The sequence below is a fragment of the Rhodococcus sp. DMF-1 genome (genome assembly GCF_021441945.1).
GTDB lineage: Bacteria > Actinomycetota > Actinomycetes > Mycobacteriales > Mycobacteriaceae > Rhodococcus > Rhodococcus ruber.
The window spans coordinates 3,211,289-3,231,678 of record NZ_CP090442.1; the positions used below are offsets into that span (position 1 = coordinate 3,211,289).

14 protein-coding genes are annotated in these 20,390 nt (G+C 73.4%); 7 read left to right on the forward strand and 7 right to left on the reverse strand.

From position 1 onward, the window contains the following. Window positions 1–104: 104 nt before the first annotated feature. On the forward strand, window positions 105–1,094 hold the full coding sequence (locus LZP97_RS14660) for an LLM class flavin-dependent oxidoreductase (protein ID WP_010593250.1): 990 nt from the start codon (window positions 105–107) through the stop codon (window positions 1,092–1,094). Between the two features lie 118 nt (window positions 1,095–1,212). Here LZP97_RS14660 and LZP97_RS14665 read toward each other — a convergent pair whose 3' ends face one another. The 4 genes from LZP97_RS14665 to dnaK are packed head-to-tail and all read right to left on the reverse strand — an operon-like array spanning window position 1,213 to window position 5,320. Further along, window positions 1,213–1,620 carry a heat shock protein transcriptional repressor HspR gene (locus tag LZP97_RS14665; RefSeq protein WP_010593254.1) on the reverse strand — a complete coding sequence of 136 codons (408 nt, stop codon included), beginning with the start codon at window positions 1,618–1,620 and terminating at the stop codon, window positions 1,213–1,215. Then, a complete protein-coding gene (dnaJ, locus tag LZP97_RS14670) occupies window positions 1,620–2,801 on the reverse strand; it encodes a molecular chaperone DnaJ (RefSeq protein WP_048772088.1) in 1,182 nt (393 codons plus the stop codon). The genes LZP97_RS14665 and dnaJ overlap by 1 nt, the downstream gene beginning before the upstream one ends. Window positions 2,802–2,834: 33 nt before the next feature. Then, a complete protein-coding gene (grpE, locus tag LZP97_RS14675; protein WP_048772085.1) occupies window positions 2,835–3,479 on the reverse strand; it encodes a nucleotide exchange factor GrpE in 645 nt (214 codons plus the stop codon). Beyond that, window positions 3,476–5,320, reverse strand: a complete 1,845-nt coding sequence (gene dnaK, locus LZP97_RS14680) for a molecular chaperone DnaK (protein ID WP_010593257.1) — start codon at window positions 5,318–5,320, stop codon at window positions 3,476–3,478. Before dnaK ends, grpE begins: the two co-directional genes overlap by 4 nt. Window positions 5,321–5,559: 239 nt before the next feature. On the opposite strand from dnaK, the gene LZP97_RS14685 reads away from it, so the two are divergent. Together LZP97_RS14685 and LZP97_RS14690 are read left to right on the forward strand one after the other, a co-directional pair. After that, entirely contained in the window at window positions 5,560–6,057 is a 498-nt protein-coding gene (locus LZP97_RS14685; RefSeq protein ID WP_048772082.1) for a hypothetical protein, read from the forward strand. Between the two features lie 168 nt (window positions 6,058–6,225). Continuing rightward, the gene (locus tag LZP97_RS14690; protein WP_048772080.1) at window positions 6,226–7,134 is read left to right on the forward strand and encodes a type IV toxin-antitoxin system AbiEi family antitoxin domain-containing protein; all 909 of its coding nucleotides are present in this window, start codon (window positions 6,226–6,228) and stop codon (window positions 7,132–7,134) included. 73 nt (window positions 7,135–7,207) lie between these two features. On the opposite strand, the gene LZP97_RS14695 is transcribed toward LZP97_RS14690, so the two are convergent. The 3 genes from LZP97_RS14695 to LZP97_RS14705 form a co-directional block, all read right to left on the reverse strand. Then, complete coding sequence (locus LZP97_RS14695; protein ID WP_017680759.1) at window positions 7,208–8,659, reverse strand: dynamin family protein; 1,452 nt, start codon at window positions 8,657–8,659, stop codon at window positions 7,208–7,210. Continuing rightward, the gene (locus LZP97_RS14700; RefSeq protein WP_010593261.1) at window positions 8,656–10,482 is read right to left on the reverse strand and encodes a dynamin family protein; all 1,827 of its coding nucleotides are present in this window, start codon (window positions 10,480–10,482) and stop codon (window positions 8,656–8,658) included. The genes LZP97_RS14695 and LZP97_RS14700 overlap by 4 nt, the downstream gene beginning before the upstream one ends. A gap of 121 nt (window positions 10,483–10,603) precedes the next feature. Next, on the reverse strand, window positions 10,604–12,910 hold the full coding sequence (locus tag LZP97_RS14705; protein ID WP_048772077.1) for an IniB N-terminal domain-containing protein: 2,307 nt from the start codon (window positions 12,908–12,910) through the stop codon (window positions 10,604–10,606). A 245-nt stretch (window positions 12,911–13,155) separates the two neighbouring features. On the opposite strand from LZP97_RS14705, the gene LZP97_RS14710 reads away from it, so the two are divergent. The 4 genes from LZP97_RS14710 to LZP97_RS14725 all read left to right on the forward strand — a co-directional run bounded on the left by LZP97_RS14710 (window position 13,156) and on the right by LZP97_RS14725 (window position 20,356). Beyond that, complete coding sequence (locus tag LZP97_RS14710; protein WP_072786519.1) at window positions 13,156–14,949, forward strand: Hsp70 family protein; 1,794 nt, start codon at window positions 13,156–13,158, stop codon at window positions 14,947–14,949. Between the two features lie 3 nt (window positions 14,950–14,952). Further along, the gene (locus LZP97_RS14715; protein WP_048772074.1) at window positions 14,953–17,421 is read left to right on the forward strand and encodes a LuxR C-terminal-related transcriptional regulator; all 2,469 of its coding nucleotides are present in this window, start codon (window positions 14,953–14,955) and stop codon (window positions 17,419–17,421) included. Then, the gene (locus LZP97_RS14720) at window positions 17,412–18,935 is read left to right on the forward strand and encodes a hypothetical protein (protein ID WP_048772071.1); all 1,524 of its coding nucleotides are present in this window, start codon (window positions 17,412–17,414) and stop codon (window positions 18,933–18,935) included. Before LZP97_RS14715 ends, LZP97_RS14720 begins: the two co-directional genes overlap by 10 nt. A 92-nt stretch (window positions 18,936–19,027) precedes the next feature. Next, window positions 19,028–20,356 carry a S1 family peptidase gene (locus LZP97_RS14725; protein ID WP_040270590.1) on the forward strand — a complete coding sequence of 443 codons (1,329 nt, stop codon included), beginning with the start codon at window positions 19,028–19,030 and terminating at the stop codon, window positions 20,354–20,356. Window positions 20,357–20,390 lie beyond the last annotated feature (34 nt).

Below are 20,390 nucleotides of genomic sequence, written 5' to 3' on the forward strand. Positions count from 1 at the left end.
ACGGCGACGAGGCGCACGTCACGGAATAGCGGACCGTCCGGGATGGTTGGACCGATCGTGTGCCCGGATCCCGACACCGGGCCCCGGACACGCGAAGGATCCCGGTGACCACACCACTATCGATTCTCGACCTGGCTCACATCGGCCGTGACGAAACCGCGCGCGACAGCTTCGCCGCGAGCGTGGACATGGCTCAGCGCGCCGAGCAGTGGGGCTACCGCCGCATCTGGTACGCCGAACACCACAACATGCCGACCATCGCGTCGTCGGCCACCAGCGTGCTGATCGCGCACGTCGCCGCGCACACCTCCACGATCCGGCTCGGCGCCGGGGGCATCATGCTGCCCAACCATTCGCCGCTGACCATCGCCGAGCAGTTCGGCACCCTCGAGACGCTGCACCCGGGCCGCATCGACCTCGGCCTCGGCCGCGCCCCCGGCAGCGACCAGAACACGCTGCGGGCACTGCGCCGCGACCCGTCGTCGGCCGACAGCTTCCCGCAGGACGTGCTCGAGCTGCAGGCCTACCTGCGCGGGCAGTCCCGCATCCCGGGCGTCGACGCCGTCCCCGGCAAGGGCACGAACGTGCCGCTGTACATCCTCGGCTCGTCGCTGTTCGGGGCGAAACTCGCCGCGCTGCTCGGTCTTCCGTACGCGTTCGCGTCGCACTTCGCGCCGCAGGCGCTCGAGGACGCCGTCGCGCTGTACCGGCGCGAGTTCCAGCCGTCCGAACAACTGTCCGAGCCGTACGTCGTCGCGGGCGTCGGCGTGATCGCCGCGGACACCACGGACGAGGCGGACGCCCTGTTCGAGGCCACCAAGCGGCAGCGCATCCGGCAGATGCTCGGCCGGGGCCGCACGTTCACCGACGAGGAGGTCGAGATGCTGCTCGACGCCCCCGCCGGGCAGCAGGTGCTGCAGATGCTGCGCTACACCGCCGTCGGTACCCCGGGCGAGGTGCGCGACTATCTCGACCGCTTCACCGAGCGCGCACAAGCCGACGAACTGATCGTCGTGTCGTCGGCGCCGGGCCGCAAGGCGTGGCTGCGCTCGCTCGAACTGCTGGCGCAGGTCAGCGGGCTCGTCCCGGCCTGAAGGCCGAATGGCCGAATGTCACATCGCGTCGATCGAATCGACGCGATGTGACATTCGGCCACGCGCGATGTGACATTCGGCCACAACGGTATCGGGTGAATGCAGGGGCTGACCAGGGCTACCTGTCGCGCTGGTGCTTCGGCTTCCAGACCACCAGCGCGTTGCTGCGTGGTATCGGCACCAGCGCCCGGCGCGACGCGTGCAGCTGCGCGATCTCGGTTGCCATCTCGGACACCCGTTGCTGCAGGGCCTCGACCTGGTTGGTCAGCTCGATGATCCGCTTGATGCCCGCGAGGTTCACGCCCTCGTCCTGCGACAGGCGCTGCACCTCACGCAGCAGCGCCACGTCGCGGGGCGAGTAGCGGCGTCCACCACCGCGGGTGCGGTGCGGGGTGACCAGGCCGAGCCGGTCGTAGTTGCGCAGTGTCTGCGCGTGCATGCCGGCAAGTTCCGCCGCCACCGAGATCACGTAGACCCGGGCGTCGGGGTCCATCGGGGAATCGTTCCGGTTGCGGTTCTCGCTCATCATGCACCTGCCCAGCCCGCCCGTGGATCGAAGCCGTTCGCCTGCTCCGCGTGCATGTACGCCCGCAGCGCTTCGATCGCCTGATCGTCCAGATTCTGGGGCACGGCCACCTTGACCGTCACCAGCAGATCACCGGCGCCGCCCCCGCGCTTGGGGACGCCGCGCCCGCGCACCCGCAGCACCCGCCCGTCGGCGGTGCCGGCCGGGATCTTCAGGCCGACCCGTCCCTCCAGGGTGGGAACCGAGACGGTGGTGCCGAGCACCAGTTCGCCGTAGCTGACCGGCAGGACCAGCGTCAGGTCGTCGCCGTCGCGGCCGAACACCTTGTCGGCACGGACGTGCACGGTGACGAACAGGTCGCCGGACGGGGCGCCGCGCAGGCCGGCCTCGCCCTGACCGGGCAGCCGGATGCGCTGGCCGTCGCGGACCCCGGGTGGGATCCGGACCGTGATGGTGCGGGTGCGGTTCTGGATACCGGACCCGCGGCAGTCGGTGCAGGGCTCGTCGATGATCGAACCGGTGCCGCGACAGTCGTCACACGGTTCGGAGAATCCGAACGCGCCCTGGTTGCGCGAGACGATGCCACTTCCGTTGCAGCGCGGGCACACCCGCGGGCTCGTGCCGGGACGGGCACCGCTGCCGTGGCAGGTGGTGCACGGCGCCGGGTTGGTCAGCCGCAGCGGGACGGTCACCCCGAGCGCTGCGTCGCGGAAGTCCAGCGTCGTCTCGGCGTCCACGTCCGATCCGCGCCGGGGCCGCGACGTGGTACGCGCGCCCCCGCCACCGGAGCGGTTGAACAGACCGCCGAACAGATCGCCGAGACCGGCGTCGCCGGCGCCGCCGCCCCCGCCACCGAACAGGTCGCCGAGATCGAAGGTGGTGGTTCCGCCGGAGAACCCGCCGCTACCGGCACCGGGACGGAATCCGCCGCCGAAGCCGCCGGAGGCGAACATCTGCCGGGTCTCGTCGTACTCCTTGCGCCGGGCCGGATCGGACAGCACGGCGTACGCCTCGCTGACCGCCTTGAAGCGCTCCTCCGTCTTGGTGTCCCCGGGGTTGGCGTCGGGATGCAGGTCCCGTGCCAGCTTGCGGTAGGCCTTCTTGATGTCGTCGGCCGACGCGTCGGAGGAGACACCCAGCTCCTTGTAGAAGTCCTTCTCGATCCACTCCCTCTGGCTCACCGGGTGTCTCCTCCTCTCGCTGCTTCTCTGTACTTACTCGTCGTCCGCACCGGAATCCGGCTTTTCGGCCGGTGCGTCGCCCGACAGGACCGTGTCCGTCACGGTCACCATCGCGTGCCGCAGGATCCGCTCACCGAGCCGGTATCCCTTGCGCAGCACCGTGTCGAGCACCGGGTTGGCGCCGTCGCCCTCCATGTGCACGGCCTCGTGGATCTCCGGGTCGAAGGCGTCGCCCGGGTCACCGAAGGGCTGGAGCCCCAGGCCCGACAGGACGCCGGTCAGCTTGTCCGCCACCGACTTCAGCGGCCCCTGCTCGAGGTCGCCGTGCGCGCGGGCCCGGTCGAGGTCGTCCACGACGTCGAGCAGCTGGGTGACCACCGAGGCCTTGGCCGCCTCGGTCGTGACCACCCGCTCGCGCTCCACCCGACGCCGGTAGTTGGCGTACTCGGCGGTGAGGCGCTGCAGATCCGCGGTGCGCTCGGCCAGCTGAGCCGATTCGGGCGACGGCTCGGCCGCGAGCGCGGCCTCCTCGTGTTCTCCCGCAGCCGAAGCTTCGGTGTCCGTCTCCTCCACAGGCTGCGACCCGGCGTCCGGGTCGCGAACCTCGAAGGTGTCGGGGTCGATCCGACGCTTGTCGGTGACGGTCACCGGCTCCTGCTCGGGCTGCCCCGCCGTCACTTCTTCTCCGAGTCGGTCGGCTCGTCGACGACCTCGGCGTCGACGACGTCGTCCGAGCCCGCAGCCGCGCCGTCACCGGCGGCAGCACCCGCGTCGGCGGCCTGCGACTCGTACAGGGACTGACCGAGGGCCTGCGACTCCGTCGCGAGCTTCTCGACGGCGGTCTTCACCGCGGCGATGTCCGTGCCGGCGAGCGCGTCCTTGGTCTCCTTGATCGCGGACTCGACCTTGCCCTTGGCGTCGGCAGCGACCTTGTCCTCGTTCTCCTGCAGGAACTTCTCGGTCTGGTGCACGAGCGACTCGGCCTGGTTGCGGACCTCGGCCTCCTCGCGACGCTTGCGGTCCTCCTCGGCGTGCGCCTCGGCGTCCTTGATCATCCGGTCGATCTCCTCCTTGGAGAGGCCGGAGCCCTCCTGGATCTTGATCGTGTTCTCCTTGCCGGTGCCCTTGTCCTTCGCGGTGACGTGCACGATGCCGTTGGCGTCGATGTCGAAGGTCACCTCGATCTGCGGGACGCCGCGCGGAGCCGGGGCGATGCCACCGAGTTCGAACGAGCCGAGCAGCTTGTTGTGCGCCGCGATCTCGCGCTCACCCTGGAAGACCTGGATCTGCACCGACGGCTGGTTGTCGTCGGCCGTGGTGAAGGTCTCCGACCGCTTGGTCGGGATGGTGGTGTTGCGCTCGATGAGCTTGGTCATCACGCCGCCCTTGGTCTCGATGCCGAGGGACAGCGGGGTGACGTCGAGCAGCAGCACGTCCTTGACCTCGCCCTTGAGGACGCCGGCCTGCAGGGCGGCGCCGACGGCGACGACCTCGTCCGGGTTCACGCCCTTGTTGGGCTCACGGCCACCGGTCAGCTCACGCACCAGGTCGGTGACGGCAGGCATACGGGTCGAGCCGCCGACCAGGACGACGTGGTCGATGTCCTTGACGGAGATGCCGGCGTCCTTGATGACCTGCTGGAACGGCGCGCGGGTGCGGTCGAGGAGATCGGAGGTGATCTTCTGGAACTCGCTGCGCGAGAGCTGCTCGTCGAGGAACAGCGGGTTCTTGTCCGCGTCGACCGTGATGTACGGGAGGTTGATGGACGTCGACTGCGAGCTCGACAGCTCGATCTTCGCCTTCTCCGCGGCCTCACGCAGACGCTGCAGGGCCATCTTGTCCTTGGTCAGGTCGACGCCGTGCTGCGCCTTGAACTTCTCGACCAGCCAGTCGACGACGCGCTGATCCCAGTCGTCACCGCCGAGGTGGTTGTCGCCGGAGGTCGCGCGGACCTCGACGACGCCGTCGCCGATCTCGAGCAGGGACACGTCGAAGGTGCCGCCGCCGAGGTCGAAGACCAGGATGGTCTGTTCCTTCTCACCCTTGTCCAGGCCGTAGGCGAGGGCAGCGGCCGTGGGCTCGTTGACGATGCGCAGGACGTTCAGGCCGGCGATCTGCCCGGCTTCCTTGGTGGCCTGCCGCTGTGCGTCCTCGAAGTAGGCGGGGACGGTGATGACGGCGTCGGTGATCTCCTCACCGAGGTAGGCCTCGGCGTCGCGCTTGAGCTTCATGAGCGTGCGCGCGCTGATCTCCTGGGAGGTGTACTTCTTGCCGTCGATCTCCACGGTCCAGTCGGTGCCGATGTGGCGCTTGACCGAGCGGATGGTGCGATCGACGTTCGTGACCGCCTGGTTCTTGGCGGGCTGGCCGACCAGCACCTCGCCGTTCTTGGCGAACGCGACGACCGATGGGGTGGTGCGCGATCCCTCGGAGTTGGCGACCACTACGGGCTCGCCGCCCTCCAGCACGGAAACGACGGAGTTGGTGGTTCCGAGGTCGATACCGACCGCACGAGCCATAGTGCTTCTCCATTCTTCGCTGCGACACATCCGTGCCACATGGGTGTTCATGCACAACCTGAGCCGATCCGACTCAGCTGAGCGCAGTCGACTCAAGCTTGCACCCGTCCGGAAGCCCCAGTCAAGTCAAAGTTGAGTCGCTGTCACTCAAGTTGTCTGCTTTCTCCAACGGCACACCACCGCGGGTTGTTCCCTTCGTGACTCGGATCACACAAAATGCCGAAGGCTACGATCCCGGAGTGAGCACACGCCCGCAGCCGCCTCGCCCCGAGTTCTCGGTCACCCCGCTCCGCACCGCCGACACCCCCGGCCCCCGCGTCGGCGCCACAGTCTCGGCCTGGGGCCTGTCGTTCGTCGTCTTCGCCGGACTCCTCGGCGCCGTCTACCTCGACCGTGAATCCGTCCGGGACGCCCTCGAGCAGTCGCTGCGGAGCGCCAACCCCGGCACCACCGCCGCGAGCATCGCCGACACCGTCGCCCTCACCCTCGCCGGCTTCGCCGCCGCCGGCCTGCTCCTCGTCGCGGTCGCCGCCGTCTTCCTCGAGCTCCTGCGCCGCGGCCGACCCTGGGCCCGCCCCGCACTCGCCGTCGTCTCCGTCGCCACCGTCGTCACGGCCGTCGCCGCCCGCAGCGTCCTCGCCGACGCCGGCGACGCCACCGCCGGCGTCCTGCTGTGGGCTCCCCTGCTGTGGGCCGGGCTCACCGTCGTCGGCGCGGTCGCGACCTGGCGTCGCTGACCCCACTGCTCGTCGCGCGCGAAAGTTCCTCATGCGCGCGTTCTCACCCGCGCATGAGGCAGCGACGCGCGCAAGGAGTTGTCCACAACCGGCGGCTTCATCCACAGATCCGGCCCGCACGCCGCCGAGCGCGCGCGACCGACGGATGTCCACCCCACTCTGGTCGGCATGAACGACCCGACACCACTACGACGTGCGGACCTGCTCGCGTCCGGACACACACCCACCGAACTACGCAACGCGCTGCGCACGGGACGCCTGCGCAGGATCGCTCCCGGCGTCTATCTTCGGCGGCACGAGACCGACGGCCTCGACGACGTCGACCGGCACCGGCTGCGCGTGCAGGCCCTGGCCCCCGCGCTGGACGCCGACGCGGTCTTCAGCCACGTCTCGGCCGCCGTCCTCCACGGCTTCGACCTGTGGAACGTGGACCTCTCCCGCGTGCACGTCACCCGCGGGCGCACGTCGGGCGGTCGCCGGACCCCCCACCTGCACGTCCACGTCGGCGGGTACGGGGCCGACGAGATCGCCACGTGCGACGGACTACCGGTCACCTCCGCCGCCCGCACCGTCGTCGATCTGGCTCGCACCCTGCCCTCGGACCACGCCACGGTGATCGGCGATTCGGCACTGCGGTTGCGTCGCGTCGACCCCGGCGCGCTGTCCGTCGCCCTGGCAGCTGCGGGGACGAAGGCCGGAATCGCCTCCGCACGGCGGGTGGTGCCCTTCCTGGACGGACGCAGCGAAAGTCCCGGTGAATCGCTGAGCAGGCTGCGGGTGCGCGACGCCGGAATGCCCCGGCCGCAGTTGCAGCACGAGCTGCGGACCGGCGACGGCCGGTTCGTCGCGCGCACCGACTTCTACTGGGAGGGAATCGCCGGCGAGTTCGACGGCATGGGGAAGTACGGTGCCGACGAGCCCGGTGCGACCGCCGAGATCGTCCGCCGGGAGAAGCTGAGGGAGGATGCCATCCGGCAGCTCGGTTTCGAAATGATCCGATGGACGTGGCCGGATCTGTTCCGTTTCCATGTCGTGCAGGCGCGGTTCGAACAGGCGGCACAGCGGGCGCGACGCTGAAGCCCCCAAGCCTTGCGCGCGAAAGTGCCTCTTGCGCTTGTTCTTACGCGCGCAAGAGGCACCGACGCGCGCATCAGCCTGCGACGTCGGCGAGGATGCCCTCGCCGCTGCGGGCCGCCACGCTGCACGCGTTCGCGGTGAACCGGTCGAGCAGGGGGTGCTCGGCCCGGGCGCGCCAGGTGCGGACGGCGGCGACGCCCGCGGCGTGGATCTCGGCGACGGTCGCATCCGGCGCGAGACCCAGGCGCTGGGCCGGGCCGATACCGAAACCGCCGATCAGGCGCTGCAGTTCGAGCACGTCGTCCTCGCTCAGGGTGACCCGGGTCGAGCGCAGGCGGCCGAGCAGGCGCAGCTCGGTGAAACCGTGGACGTCGGCGAGCAGCCGCTGCACGGAGGCGAGCAGGGGGCCGTCGTGGTGGGCGCGCAGGACCCGTTCGAGCGACATCAGCGCCGAATGGGCCTTGAGCTGATCGGCGCGCTGCCCGAACTGCACGTCGATCACCTGGCGCAGCTCGTCGAGCCCGCTGCGCGCCACCAGCTCCGCGGCCAGCGTCGGCGAGTCCCGCACCCCGAGACCGATCAGCGTGACGGCCATGCGGATCCCGAACAGGCCGAACCGGTCGACGAGGTGCGCCCGGGTGCCCGGATCGACGGGCAGCGTGATGTCGGGGCGGGCGAACCGATCCGCCGACAGCATCGCCACCTGAAGGTCCTGCGACGGCACCTGCGCGAGCGCCTCGAACGCGGCGAACTCGCTCTGCCGCAACGTCCGCGCGCCCAGCGCGAGCAGCCCCGCGACCGGCACGACGGCCTGGCACAGTCCGGTGCGCTCGAGCTCACCCGCGAACCGGGCCGCAACCTCCTTGGCCGACATCATCGCGTCCATGCGGCCCGCGCCGACCTCGTCGGCGCGGGAGACCACACCGATCACGCCGAGCGGCCCGGATTCGCCGCCCACGTGCTGGCCGATCCGGCCGAGGAACTGCACGTCGGCGGCCCCGAGGGTGCGCATCAGGTAGACGACGGCGTCGGCGCCGGAGGCGTCGTCGTCGGGGGTCAGCAGTTCGAACGTCCGGGCCGAGACGTCCTGTGACAGCGACGACGTGCCCGGCGTGTCGATGATCGTGGTCTGGGACAGCGCACTGGCCGGCCATTCGACGTCGATCCGGTCCACCCGGTCCGCGGTCAGCTCTCCGAGATCGAAGGTGAGCCGGCCGTCGCGGCGCTGCACCGGCACCGGCAGGATCCGGTCGCCGTCGTAGTGGGCGGTGACCGAGGGGGTCGAGCCGCTGCGGTACCACGTGACGACGCGCGTGCACTCGGTGGCATCGGTGGGGGCGATGTCCTGCCCGACGAGGGCGTTGAGCAGCGTCGACTTGCCGGCCTTGAGGGACCCGGCGAGCGCGACGCGCAGCGGCTGTTCGAGCCGCGCCGCGCACAGCGCGAGCTGCTCGGCAGCGCGCGGGTCGCTTCCGTACCGGGCACGCGCGGCCGCGACGAGCTCGCGGGCCTGCTCGACACTCACGCGTCGGCCCCGGCCAGCTGTGCGGCCCGTTCGCGCAGCGCGGTCAGCGCACGCACGTGCGTCTCGAGTTCGGCGACGCGGCGCTGCCGCTGCGCTTCCTCGACCGTCGCGGCCTCCTGCGCGGCGCGCAGCGACTCGGACAGCGACCGCAACGTCTGCTCGGCCAGCTCGGTGAAGTGGTCGCGCAGCTGGCGCTGAATCAGCCGGAGCCGGTCCTTCGACTCCTTGCCCACCTGGAAGCCGACGTCGTCGGTGAACTTGCGGATGGCGACCTTCGCGTCGGCCCGGCGTTTGACGATGCGTGCCTGCTTGTCGTCGCGATAGGCCTTGGTGCCGAGCACAACTCCCGCGCCGACGGAGATCGGGTTGACCAGGGCCATACCCATGAGCGTGGTGATCAGCCCGAACATGAGCACGCCGCCGTAGGAGCCCTTCATTCCCACGAGCATCTTCTGGCCGACACCGATGCGGCCCGATTCGAGGTCCGAGAGCCGGGAGACGGGCTCGAGCAGCCCCTCCAGGTCGCCGAGGTGCAGGTCCGGCAGGTCCACGGCACCGCTGTCGGCGAAGTGCCCGGCGACGACCTCGGCGAGCCACACCGAACGCTCGTGGGCCCACACGAAGTTGTCGCCGACGGATTCGGCGACCTGCTCACCGAGCCATTCCCCGATCCGCGGCCATTCCTCGCCCGGGTCGCATTCGTCGACGGTGGCTTCGGCCTCGCGGGTGACGCGGCGCAGCCGGTCCCGCAGGTCGTGGTCGATGTCGGCGGCGAGGTCCGCGATCCCGTCGGCCAGGGTCTGCTGCCACTGGGCGGCCCGCGTGCGCAGCGCCTCCGCGGCGGCCTTGGCCCGCTGCAGCTCCGCGACGGCCGCCGCACCGGTCTCGGGATCGCGCAGCGCCGCCAGCTCGCTGCCCAGGCTCAGGGCGACGTGCTCGACGACCGACTTCACATCCAGCGCGACGGAACGCCTGGCGACGTCGGCGCCGCGCGCGACGACCCGCTCGCGGAGGAACCCGTAGACCGATTCGAAGCCCGACTCCTCGTGCAGCGACGCGTCGTCGAGGCGCAGGGCGTGACTGCGCAGCAGCGACGAGACGGGCAGCAGGGGCACGTCGAGGCCCGCGCGCTGCAGGTGCCCACGGTCCGCGGCGACGATCTCGCGCCAGTGCGGGTACAGGTCCGTCTTGGTGATCAGCACCGCCGCGGCGGGGCACAGCTGCAGCACCTGCCGCAGGAAGCTCAGTTCCGGCTCGGTGAACTCCTGGCTGGCGTCGGAGACGACGAACACGGCGTCTGCGGCCGGAAGCAGGCCCAATGTTGCTGCGGCGTGCGGGTTTCCGTGCCCGCCGACGCCGGGTGTGTCGACGAGGACGAGGCCGTCGGCCAGCAGTGGGCTCGGCACGTTCACCTCGAGGCGGAGCACCTCGCGCCCGCCCGCGCGCGGCGTGGCGGGCGTGACGCGCTGCAGCTCGTCGACGGGCAGGTCCACCCGGACGGGATCGCGGCCGGGCTCGGCGAGCACGAGTTCGGCGAAGGTGCGGTCCGCGTTCTGCACGACGGTGGGGACGGCGGTGGTCTCGTCGTCGCCGACCGAGCACACCTCGAGGTTGAGGAGCGAGTTCACGAACTGGCTCTTGCCCTGTTTGAGCTGGCCGACGACGACGACCCGCAGGCGCGGGTCGACGACGCGGGTGCGCGCCGCCTCGAGCCTGGTGGCGAGGTCTCCGCGCTCGGCGGCGCGGATGTGTTCGGCGGCCGCGTCGATCAGTTCGACGAGGGCCGCGCGGCGAGCGGCGGCATCTGCGGAGGACGTGTGCATGGTGATCGCTTCGACTCGCCTTCTGTCGGAGTGCGGGCTGCACCGAGATTATGTCCTCTGCGAAGAACGCCGGCCCCGCGTGGTGCACGCGGGGCCGGCATCGGGGTCCGTGCAGAGTGGGTCAGCCGAGGAAGGTGTCGAAGTCCGGGTCGGTGTCCGCGCCGGCGCCGGCGTCGATCCCACCGTGCAAGTCGGCACCGGTTTCGGCGGAACCGAACAGGCCACCGGTGCCGCCGGCGCTGCCGAAGGCGTCACCGGCGTCGATGGACGACCAGGCACCGGTCGCGCCGTCGGCGGTGCCCGAGAGCTGGCCGCCGAGCTGCGCGGTGCTCTCGGCCGTACCGCCGAGGCCGGCACCGAGCGAGCCGCCGGCGTCGGTGGCTCCCTCGACACCGCCGGTGACGGCGCCCTCGACACCGCCGGTGACGGCGCCCCCGACCTGCGACGCGCCGCCCGCGGCGCCGTCGAGGCCGGCGCCGAGGCTGCCGCCCAGGTCGGTCGCACCGGCCAGGCCACCGGCCAGCTCGCCGCCCAGGTCGGGCGCTCCGCCGAGACCACCGGTCAGACCCCCACCGAGACCCGCACCCAGATCCACCGCACCGCCGAGACCACCGGCCAGACCCCCACCGAGACCCGCACCCAGATCCACCGCACCGCCGAGACCACCGGCCAGACCACCGGCCAGCTCGCCACCCAGATCGGCCGCCCCGCCGAGACCACCGGCCAGACCCCCACCGAGACCCGCACCCAGATCCACCGCACCGCCGAGACCACCGGCCAGACCCCCACCGAGGCCCGCACCCAGATCCGCCGCACCGTCGAGCCCACCCGTCAGACCACCGGCCAGATCACCTGCCGCCTCGCCGCCACCGGCGAGCTGCCCGCCGAGGTCGAGCGCACCGTCGAGGGCGTAGCCGAGCTGACCGGTCAGGTCGGCGTCGACGCCGAGCCCACCGCCGATGGTGGTGGCCAGTTGCGAACCGAGGTCCACGGTGGAGTCGACGGTGCCACCGAGGCCCGCCTCGAGCACGCCACCGAGGCCCGCCTCGAGCACGCCACCGAGCGCGGAACCGAGATTCGCGCCGGCCTCCCCGCCGACGGAGAACGCGGAGGCGAGCACCGCGGACAGGGTGCCGTCGGCGCTCGATTCGACGGATGCGGACAGGTCGAGCGCGACGTCGAGGGCGTTGCCGAGTTCGAGGGTGGCGGAGTTCTCGAGGCCGAGCGCGCCGCCGAGCAACCCGCCGACCGCGGTGCCGAGGTCCAGGTCGCCGGCGGCGTCGCCGCCGAGGAGGGCGCCGAGGTCGATGCCCCCGACGAGCCCCCCGTCGGCGCCGGCCTCGAGCACGGCGCCGAGCGTGCCGCCGAGATCACCGGCGACGGAGCCGCCGGCCTCGAGCAGAGCCGACAGGGAGGCACCGAGTCCGGCGGTCACGCCGGTGACGGCGTCGAGACCGCCGCCGAGGTCCAGACCGCCGGCGAGGCCGGTTCCGAGTTCGAGGACGGAGTCGAGGGCGCCGCCGAGCTGCGCGGTGAGTTCGGTGCCCAGCCCGAGCGTGCCGCCGAGGGTCGCGCCGACGGCCGTCGCGAGGTCCGCGCCTCCGGCGAGGGCCGCCTCGACGGCGGCGGAGAAGTCGCCGCCCGCGGCGAGTGCCGTGTCGAGCAGCCCGCCCAGCGCCCCGCCGAGCTGGCCGCCGAGCTCGCCACCGACCCCGAAGGCGGCCTCGAGTGCACCGGACAGGTCGAGCGCCGTCCCGGCCGTGGCGCCGAGCGCCGCATCGAGCGCTGCGCCCAGGTCCGCGACGACCCCGGTTGCGGCATCGAGTCCGAGACCGCCGGCGAGTGCCCCGGAGAGCACCGCGCCCAGGTCCAGGTCGCCCGCCAGGTCCAGGGCACCGGAACCGATGCCGCCGAGGGCACCGCCCGCGCCGAGGGCCGCGCCGAACGCCGCGCCGAGGGCGGCACCGAGATCACCGCCGAGTTCCAGGGCCGCGCCCAGTGTGCCGGTGAGGCCGGCGGCCAGCTCGGCCGCGAAGTCGGTGTCGATACCGAGGCCGCCGCCGAGGCCACTGCCGACGGCACCCGCGAGGCCGAGCCCCGCACCGCCGGCGAGACCGAGACCCGCACCGCCGGCCAGACCCCCGGCGAGACCACCGGCCGCACCGGCCCCGATGGCACCGGCCGCACCGGCTCCGATGGCGCCGGCCGCGCCCGCCACCCCGCCGAGCGCCGCGGTCAGCTCTGCGGCCGTGCCCGCGAACAGTCCGCTGTCGGCGACGAGGGGCGCGACGGCGACGATGTCGGCGTGGCACACGTCGGCCAGCCCGGCCTGGGCCAGGGCGGCGTCGGGGTTCGCGCAGTAGCGGGCGAGGGCCTCGTCGTCGCGCAGCAGGCTGAGGATGAAGTCGAGCACAGCGTTGGTGGACATCGCATCTCCTGGGGTCGGTGTTCTGCGATTCACGCTACGAACGGCCGGTCCCCCGCCCAAGGGGGCCGAGACCCCCCTCGGTCCGGGGCCCGTACGGGGGTGCGCATTAGGGGATCGGGGCGGACAGGGGGATCGCCCCCGCACCAGGGTCGAAGGTCTCGTATCGGGCTAACGACATCGTGTCCGATTACGACATTCAACGCGACACGGCGGATACGTCCGCCCCGAACAGGGAGCGAAACGACATGGCAGCAGGGCTCGGAGTCACGATCGGTTCGGCGGATTCGGTGGCGGCCACCGCGTTCGATCGCGCCGACACGTACCGTCCGGTCGTCCTGTCCCGTGCCAGCGAACTGCACCTTCCCCCCGACGACGCGCCGCACCTCGGTCACCGGCCGGCCGCCCCGGGGGCGCTGGTGTTCACCGACTTCGTGAGCCGCGTCGGGGATCCCGTCGGTGTGCTCGCCGACAACGGAGCGTCGTACTCCGGGGCGGACCTGACCGCGACGGCGATCGGCTGCCTGGTGCACGAGGCCTCGCTCGACCTGCCGGAGGCCCCCGCGATCACGGTGGCGCATCCGGCGACCTGGGCCGGTTACACCGTCGACGCGCTGCGCGAGGCCCTGTCGCGGGCGGGGCTCGCGGACGTGACGCTGATGCCCGAGCCGATCGCCGCGGTGCGCTGGCTCGAGGCCACCCGGGGTCCCCTCGGCGACGGGGTGGTCGTCGTCTACGACCTGGGCGCCCGCACGCTCGACGTCTCGGTGGTGCGCACCGGCGCCGAACCGGTTCTTCTCGGCCGTCCGATCGCGAGCGAGGACGTGTGCGGCGGTCACCTCGACCATCTGGTCACCACCCATCTGCTGGACACCGTGCGCGACGACGTCCCCGACTTCGATCCGTTCGCCGCGCCGATGACGGCGGCGCTGGCGGAGCTGCGTACCCGGTCGAGAGCCGCGAAGGAGCAGCTGTCGACCGACACCGAGACGGTCGTCGCGATCGATCTGCCCGGGGTGCGGCGGGACGTGCGTCTCGTACGCGACGAGTTCGAGGAACTGGCCCGCGGCCCGCTGCAGGCGTCGACGGCGCTGGTGCACGAGGCGCTGCGCGGGGCCGGGGTCGAGCCGTCGGATGTGGGGCGGGTGCTGCTCACCGGTGGCGGCGGCGCGATCCCTCTCGTCGCCGAGCTGCTCTCGGCGGAGCTGGGCGTCGCGGTGGTGGCCGGGCCGCATCCGGCCCACACGGCGGCCCTCGGGGCGGCCCAGCCACGGGCGGGAACCGCGGTCGCCGCCCCGGTGGACGACGATGTGCCCACCACCGTGCTGCCGGTGACGACCGCCCGGCCGACCGAGGCGATCTCGCCGGTCCGCCCGGCCGTCGTCCCCGCCCCGGCTCCGGCCGCCGCGGCGGCTCCGGCTCCCTCCCGGTCGCGGCGCTACGTGCTCGCGGGGGCCGCGGCCGCTGCGCTCGTTCTGCTCGGTGCGGGTGGTCTCGCGGTGGGGACGCTCGGCACGTCCGACGCCTCGGAGGCCGGCGTCGGCGCCGCCACTTCCGCGACCGTCCCGGGCGCGACCCCCGCCTCGGCCGGGGGGCCGGCGACGACCGCGACCACCGGCTCCGGCACGAGCAGTGCCGTGCCCGCGACGACACCGGGCACGCGGGCCGCGGCCACGGCGGCGACGCCCGGGGCGCCCGGGACCGTCGCCCCTGCCGGGTCCGTTCCCGCGGGCACCACCGCGCCCGGTGCGGCGCCGGGCGCACCGGCCCCCGGCGCCGTCGCCCCGGGCACCGTCGCACCGGGCACCGTCGCCCCCGTCCCCACGACGACCCCTCCCCCGGCTCCCGCCCCCGCCCCGGCTCCCGCGCCGGCGCCCGCCCCGAACTACGGTTCCCAGGTCGGTGATGCCCTCGGCGGTGCCGGTGAGGGTGCCGGTGCGGTCGTCGGCGGCGCCGGCAACGCGGTCGGCGGTGTCGTCGAAGGGGTCGGCGGCGCCGTCGGTGGCGTCGTCGACGGCGTCGGCGGACTTCTCGGCAACTGACCGATGCCGCAACCCGTTTCCCTGCCGCGCGACGTCGCGCACGCCGTCGCCGCGAGTCCGCCCCGGCTGCTGCTCGCCGGTCCCGCCGGCAGCGGCAAGTCCGCGTTGCTGTCCTCGGTGCGGCAGACGCTCGCCGATCGGGGCCTCACCGTCGGCACCGATCCGGATTCGCCCGCGACGTCGGCGCTGGTGGTCGACGACGCACACACCCTGCCCGCCGAGTCCGTCCTCGCGCTCGCCGAGCAGGTGCGGCGCGGCGAGCGGGCGGTGGTCGTCGCGACGGAGCCGCGGCCTCACCGCAGCGATCTGCGCGCGTTGTCGTCCGCGTTCGGCGCGCACTCGGCGCTCGTCGAACTGCGCCCCCTCAGCCCACGCGAAATCGCCGGTCGGGCAGCGACTCTCGGACTCACGCCGCGTCCGGAACCGATCCGCGCGGTGCACCGCCTGACCGGCGGGACCCGCGACGTCGTGGACGCGGCCCTCGTGGCACTGCGCGACGGCACCGATCCCCGACGGGCCGCCGCGGCCCGCGTCCGGGACCGGCTCGCCGGTGGCGACCCGGACCTGCCCCGGGTGCTGGTCCTCGCCGCTCTCGGCGGCACCCTCGATCCGCTCGAGGTCGCCTCCGTCCTCGGCGTCGAGGCGGACCGCGCGCGGGAGCTCGTCGACGCCGCGCGAGCCAGTGGCCTGCTCACCGTCGACGGCGACGTCCCGATCCCCGCGGCCGCCGCGGTGCCCGCCACCGTCCTCGGATCCCACGGCGTCCGCACGCTCGCGCACCGGCTGGCGGCGCTGCGTCTCGACGCGGGGCTGCTGTCCGCCGACACCGCCCGCGCGCTCGCCGACGCGGGCGTGGCCGACGCCCGTCTCGCGGACCGTCTCGTGATGCTCGCCGCCGAGGCCGCGCCCGCGCAGGCCCTCCCGCTGTACGACGCCGCGATCCGCGCCGGTGCCGACGCCGACGCGCTCGATGTGCGCCGCGCCGAGACCGCCGGGCTCGCCGGTGATCTCGCCACCGCCGCACAGCTCACCGATCGGCTGCTCGACCGGGCCGCAACCCTGCCCGGCGACGAGCTGACCGCCGCGACCCGCATCGCCGCGACCGTCGCCGCGCGCCGCGGCATGCTCGGTCGCAGCGCGGATCTGTACGAGTGGCTCGGACCCGAGCGCGCGGGTGCCGATGCGCCCGTCGCCGCGACGGTGCTGCTCGCCGCGGGCCGTCCCGGCGCCGCTGCCCGGTTCGGCACGGCTGCGCCGGCACCGACGTCGTCCGCGGCGGCGGCGCAGCTGCTGGCCGCCGGCCTGCGCGAGTCCGTCGGTGGCGACGGGCGCGTCGCGATGAACAGCCTCACGCGGGCCCTGTCCGTGCACGGCACCGGCGACCGGACGCGGCTGCTGCCGGACACCCCGGAGGCGGTCACGGCACTGCTGTGCCTGCATTCCGGCGAACTCGTCCATGCCGCCGCCGTGCTCGGCCGCCCCAGCACCGTGCCGTCCGTGCGGCACCGCCTGCTCGCGGCGTGGACGGCGCTGATCGGCGGGGACCTGCCGGTGGCCACGGCCGCCGCCGACGAGCTCGCCCCCTCGGCGACCGAGCAGCGGGACCAGCTGTTCCTGCACGGGCTGCGGGTGGGCCTGGCCCGCCGCGGCGGCGACGTCGGCGCGCTGACCGCCGCCTGGACCGCGGCGCAGGGCGTGGTGGCCGCATACTCGGTGGACCTGCTGAGCCTGCTGCCCCTCGGCGAGTTGTGGCTCGCAGCGGTCCGGCTCGGCGAGGCCGACCGCATCGCCCATCTGGTCGCTCAGGCGCAGGAGCTCCTGTCGACCCTCGGTGAACCGCCGCTGTGGGGCGCGACGCTGCACTGGTACGGGGTGCAGGCGGCCATCGCCGCGGACCGGCCCGCGGAGCTGTTGCCGCACGCCCGCGCGCTCGGGTCGGCGGCGGAGTCCACCGCCTACGCGGCCGCCCTGGCGCGGGCCGGGCAGGCGTGGCTGCGGGTGCTGCAGGGCGACGCCGATCCGGCGCGGGTGCAGGCGGCGGCGGAGTCACTTGCCGCGATCGGCCTGCCCTGGGACGGGGCACGACTGGCCGGCGAGGCCGCGTTGCGGGTGGGCGACACCGCGACGGCGACGGCCTTGCTGCAGGTCGCACGGGCGGTGCGGCACCCGTCGGCCGCGCCGCGCTCCCCCGCGCCGGCGCCCGCTGCCGCCGCGCCGATGGCCCCGAGTCCCCTGTCGGATCGGGAGGCGGAGGTCGCCGACCTCGTCGTCGCCGGACTGACCTACCGCGAAGTAGGGTCCCGCCTGTACATTTCCGCGAAGACTGTCGAGCATCACGTCGCGCGCATCCGGCGGCGGCTCGGCGCCGGCTCGCGATCGGAGCTCATCTCGATGCTCCGCGCGCTCGGGCACGGGGCCGAGGCTCGGCAACCGGCAACCAGTGGGAACGGGGGGACTTCCGCATGTCCGTAGGCGTGGGCCTGAAAGTCGGCACCACCGTGTCCGCCGTGGCCGTCACCTCCGCCGAGGGCATCCGTCCCGACCCCGAACCGGTCGAACGCCTCACCCACTTGCACCTGCACTCCGACGGCACGGCCACACTCGGCGTCCGCGACCCCGGTGCCGGCGAGTGCAGCTCCTTCTCCGGCTTCGTCGACCGTGTGGGCGACCCGGCCGGGGTGCGCGCCGAGGACGGTGCGCTCTCCCGCGCCGAGGACCTCGTGGCGACCGCGATGGAATGCCTCCTCGCCGACGCCGCGCCCCTGGTCGGCGACGCGCCGGCGACGGTGGCCGCCGCGCATCCCACCGAATGGTCCCCGGCCACCGTCGCGGTGCTGCGCAACGCCCTCGACTACGTCGGGTTGCGGCACGTCGCCCTCATCTCCGACGCCGAGGCCGTCGCGGCGTGGTTCGAGGCGCGGGTCGCGCAGCAGAGCGGCCGGCTCGTCGCCGTCTATCACCTCGACGCCGGCGGATCGACGGTGACGCTCGTGCGTTCCGGTGTCGCCGCAGGCCGCGCGTTCCGCTATCCGGAGGGCGACGCCCCGTCGGTGCCCGCGCAGCTGTCGGCCGCGCTCGGCGCGTTCGGCTGGCTCGTCAGCAACCTCGATGCCGTCGTGATCAGCACCGAGGACCCCGTGGACCCGTCGGCGGCACAGCTCGTCGCGCAGGCCGTGAAGGCCGGGATGGGCGTGCGGTGCGTGCTGCCGCCGCAGCCGCAGCACACGGTGGTGCGGGGCGCGGCGCTCGCGGCCGCGGCCGGATCGGCGGACATGGTCGGCGCCACCCGGATCATCCCGGCGGTCCGCTCGGCCGCCGCCGCACGCACACCGCTCGAGCCCCCTGCCGCCCCCGAACCCCGTGTCGCCCCCGAACCCCGTGTCGCCCCCGAACCCCGTGCCGACGCCGGCCCCGCCGTCGCGGCGACCGTCACCGACCGGGGATCCGCCGAGCCGGACCGCGTCCCACCCAACCGGCTCGTCGTCAGCGGCGCCGTCGCGGCAGCCGTCGCGCTGCTCGTGGGAATGGGTGCCCTGGTGTTCTCGCTGCGGGACACCCCGGCGGAGACCCCCGTGCGGGAAGCGGGCGCCGCCTACGAGTCGCTGTCGAGCGCCGTGCAGGTGCCGTCGACCACCGGGACACCGACCGGTACCACCGCCGCCCCGGCGACCACCCCCGACGCGGCGCCGGTCGCCGTCGACTCGGGGCCCGTCGACTCGTGGCCCGCCGTCACCGAGCCGCTGCCCGCGGCCGCGGTCGCCCCGTCGACCCGGTCCACCACATCCCGCCCGGCACCCACCACCACGCGTTCGACCACGGCCGAACCCACCACGAGCGCGGCCACCCGGGAACGGGACCGGCCCACCCGGACGACGACCCCCACCGCCACCACGACCGTCGCGCCGACCACGACGGTCACGTCCACGCCCACCGGAACCACGGAACCGGACCCAACGGACACCACCGGTTCCGAGGCACCGGAGTGAGACCAACCGTCCCGTACGCTGTCACACGGTCGTGCTCGCTCCCGCGGCACGATCACGCACGAAACCCGTCAACACATTCTCGAAGGGCCCCCATGCGTTACTCGTCGGCGTCGCGCGCCGCTGCTCGTACCACCGTCCGCCGTGTCGTCGTCGCTGCGGCGTCGGCGCTGCTGCTGGCCGGGCCGCTCGCCGCGACCGCCCACGCGGCCCCGGCCGACCAGCTGCCGGTGGATCAGCTGCCCGCCGAACTCGTCGAGGCCATCAGCCGGGACCTGAAGATCAGCGCCGACGAGTACCTCGAGCGGTCCGAACGCGCCCAGGAACTCGCGGACTACGCGCGCACCTTCCGCGCCGAACGGCCGGACGACTTCGCCGGGGCATGGCTGGGCACCGACGGTAAGCCCGTCGTCGCGGTCACCAACCCCGACGCTGCCCGGCAGGCCGAGAACGACGGCTACCACGTCACCGTCGCGCCGGTGTCCGCGGACGGGCTCGAGCGGTCCCTCGCCGAGCTGAACCGCTGGGTCGCCGCGCTGCCCCGCGAACTGGCCTCCCAGGTGAACTCGACGTCGATCGACGTGTTCAACAACCGGCTGATCGTCGACATCGCCAACAGCCCCGCCGGCCGCGCCCTGAACCTGCCGACGCTCATCGCCAACGTCCAGGTCATGCTCACCCCCGGCCAGCCGCCGAACGAGCCGGGCCCGCTCGGGGGCGACACCTACATCACCGCCGACGGCGACGTCCGCTCGACGCCGCTCGACCGCATCGGCGTGTGCTCGTTCGGCTTCAACGCCGTCGACGCCGACGGGTCGGCCGTCAACATCACCGCCGGCCACTGCGACGCGGTCGCCCGCGAGGACGGCGGCTCCACCGTCTACCTGCCCAACCGGGAGAACATCGACGAGAGCGTGAAGATCGGCGCGTTCACCCGCTCGACCGTCGGCGAGGGCAGCACCCTGGACTACGGCATCATCGGCCTCGACCAGGCGGGCGTGGACGTCGGCCTGAACCGGCCCGTGATCCGCGGCGGCAACGGCTCGACGCTCACCGTCACCGGCACCGCGGCGCCCGTCGCCGGTGCCCCGGTGTGCAAGTCCGGGCAGTCGTCGTACTTCACGTGCGGCATCGTCGCCGCCGACCGGATCGAGACCCAGCTGGTCCGCGCCGACGGCACGAGCACCACGATCCGGGGCTTCGCGACCACCGCCTGCACCCTCTCCGGCGACAGCGGCGGCGCCATCGTCACCGGCACCCTCGCGCTCGGGGTGATCAGCGGCTCCAACAGCTCCGGCGCCCCGGACTGCGTGGAAGCCAACCTCGTCCTCGCCCCGCAGGGCGGCACGTCCAGCCTGGGCATCGCGATCCAGGACATCGAGGCCGAGACCGGCGCGCGGGTGCGCACCGGCGCGGCGGCCTGACCGGTTCGCGCGGCTGGGTGTACACGCCGCCGAA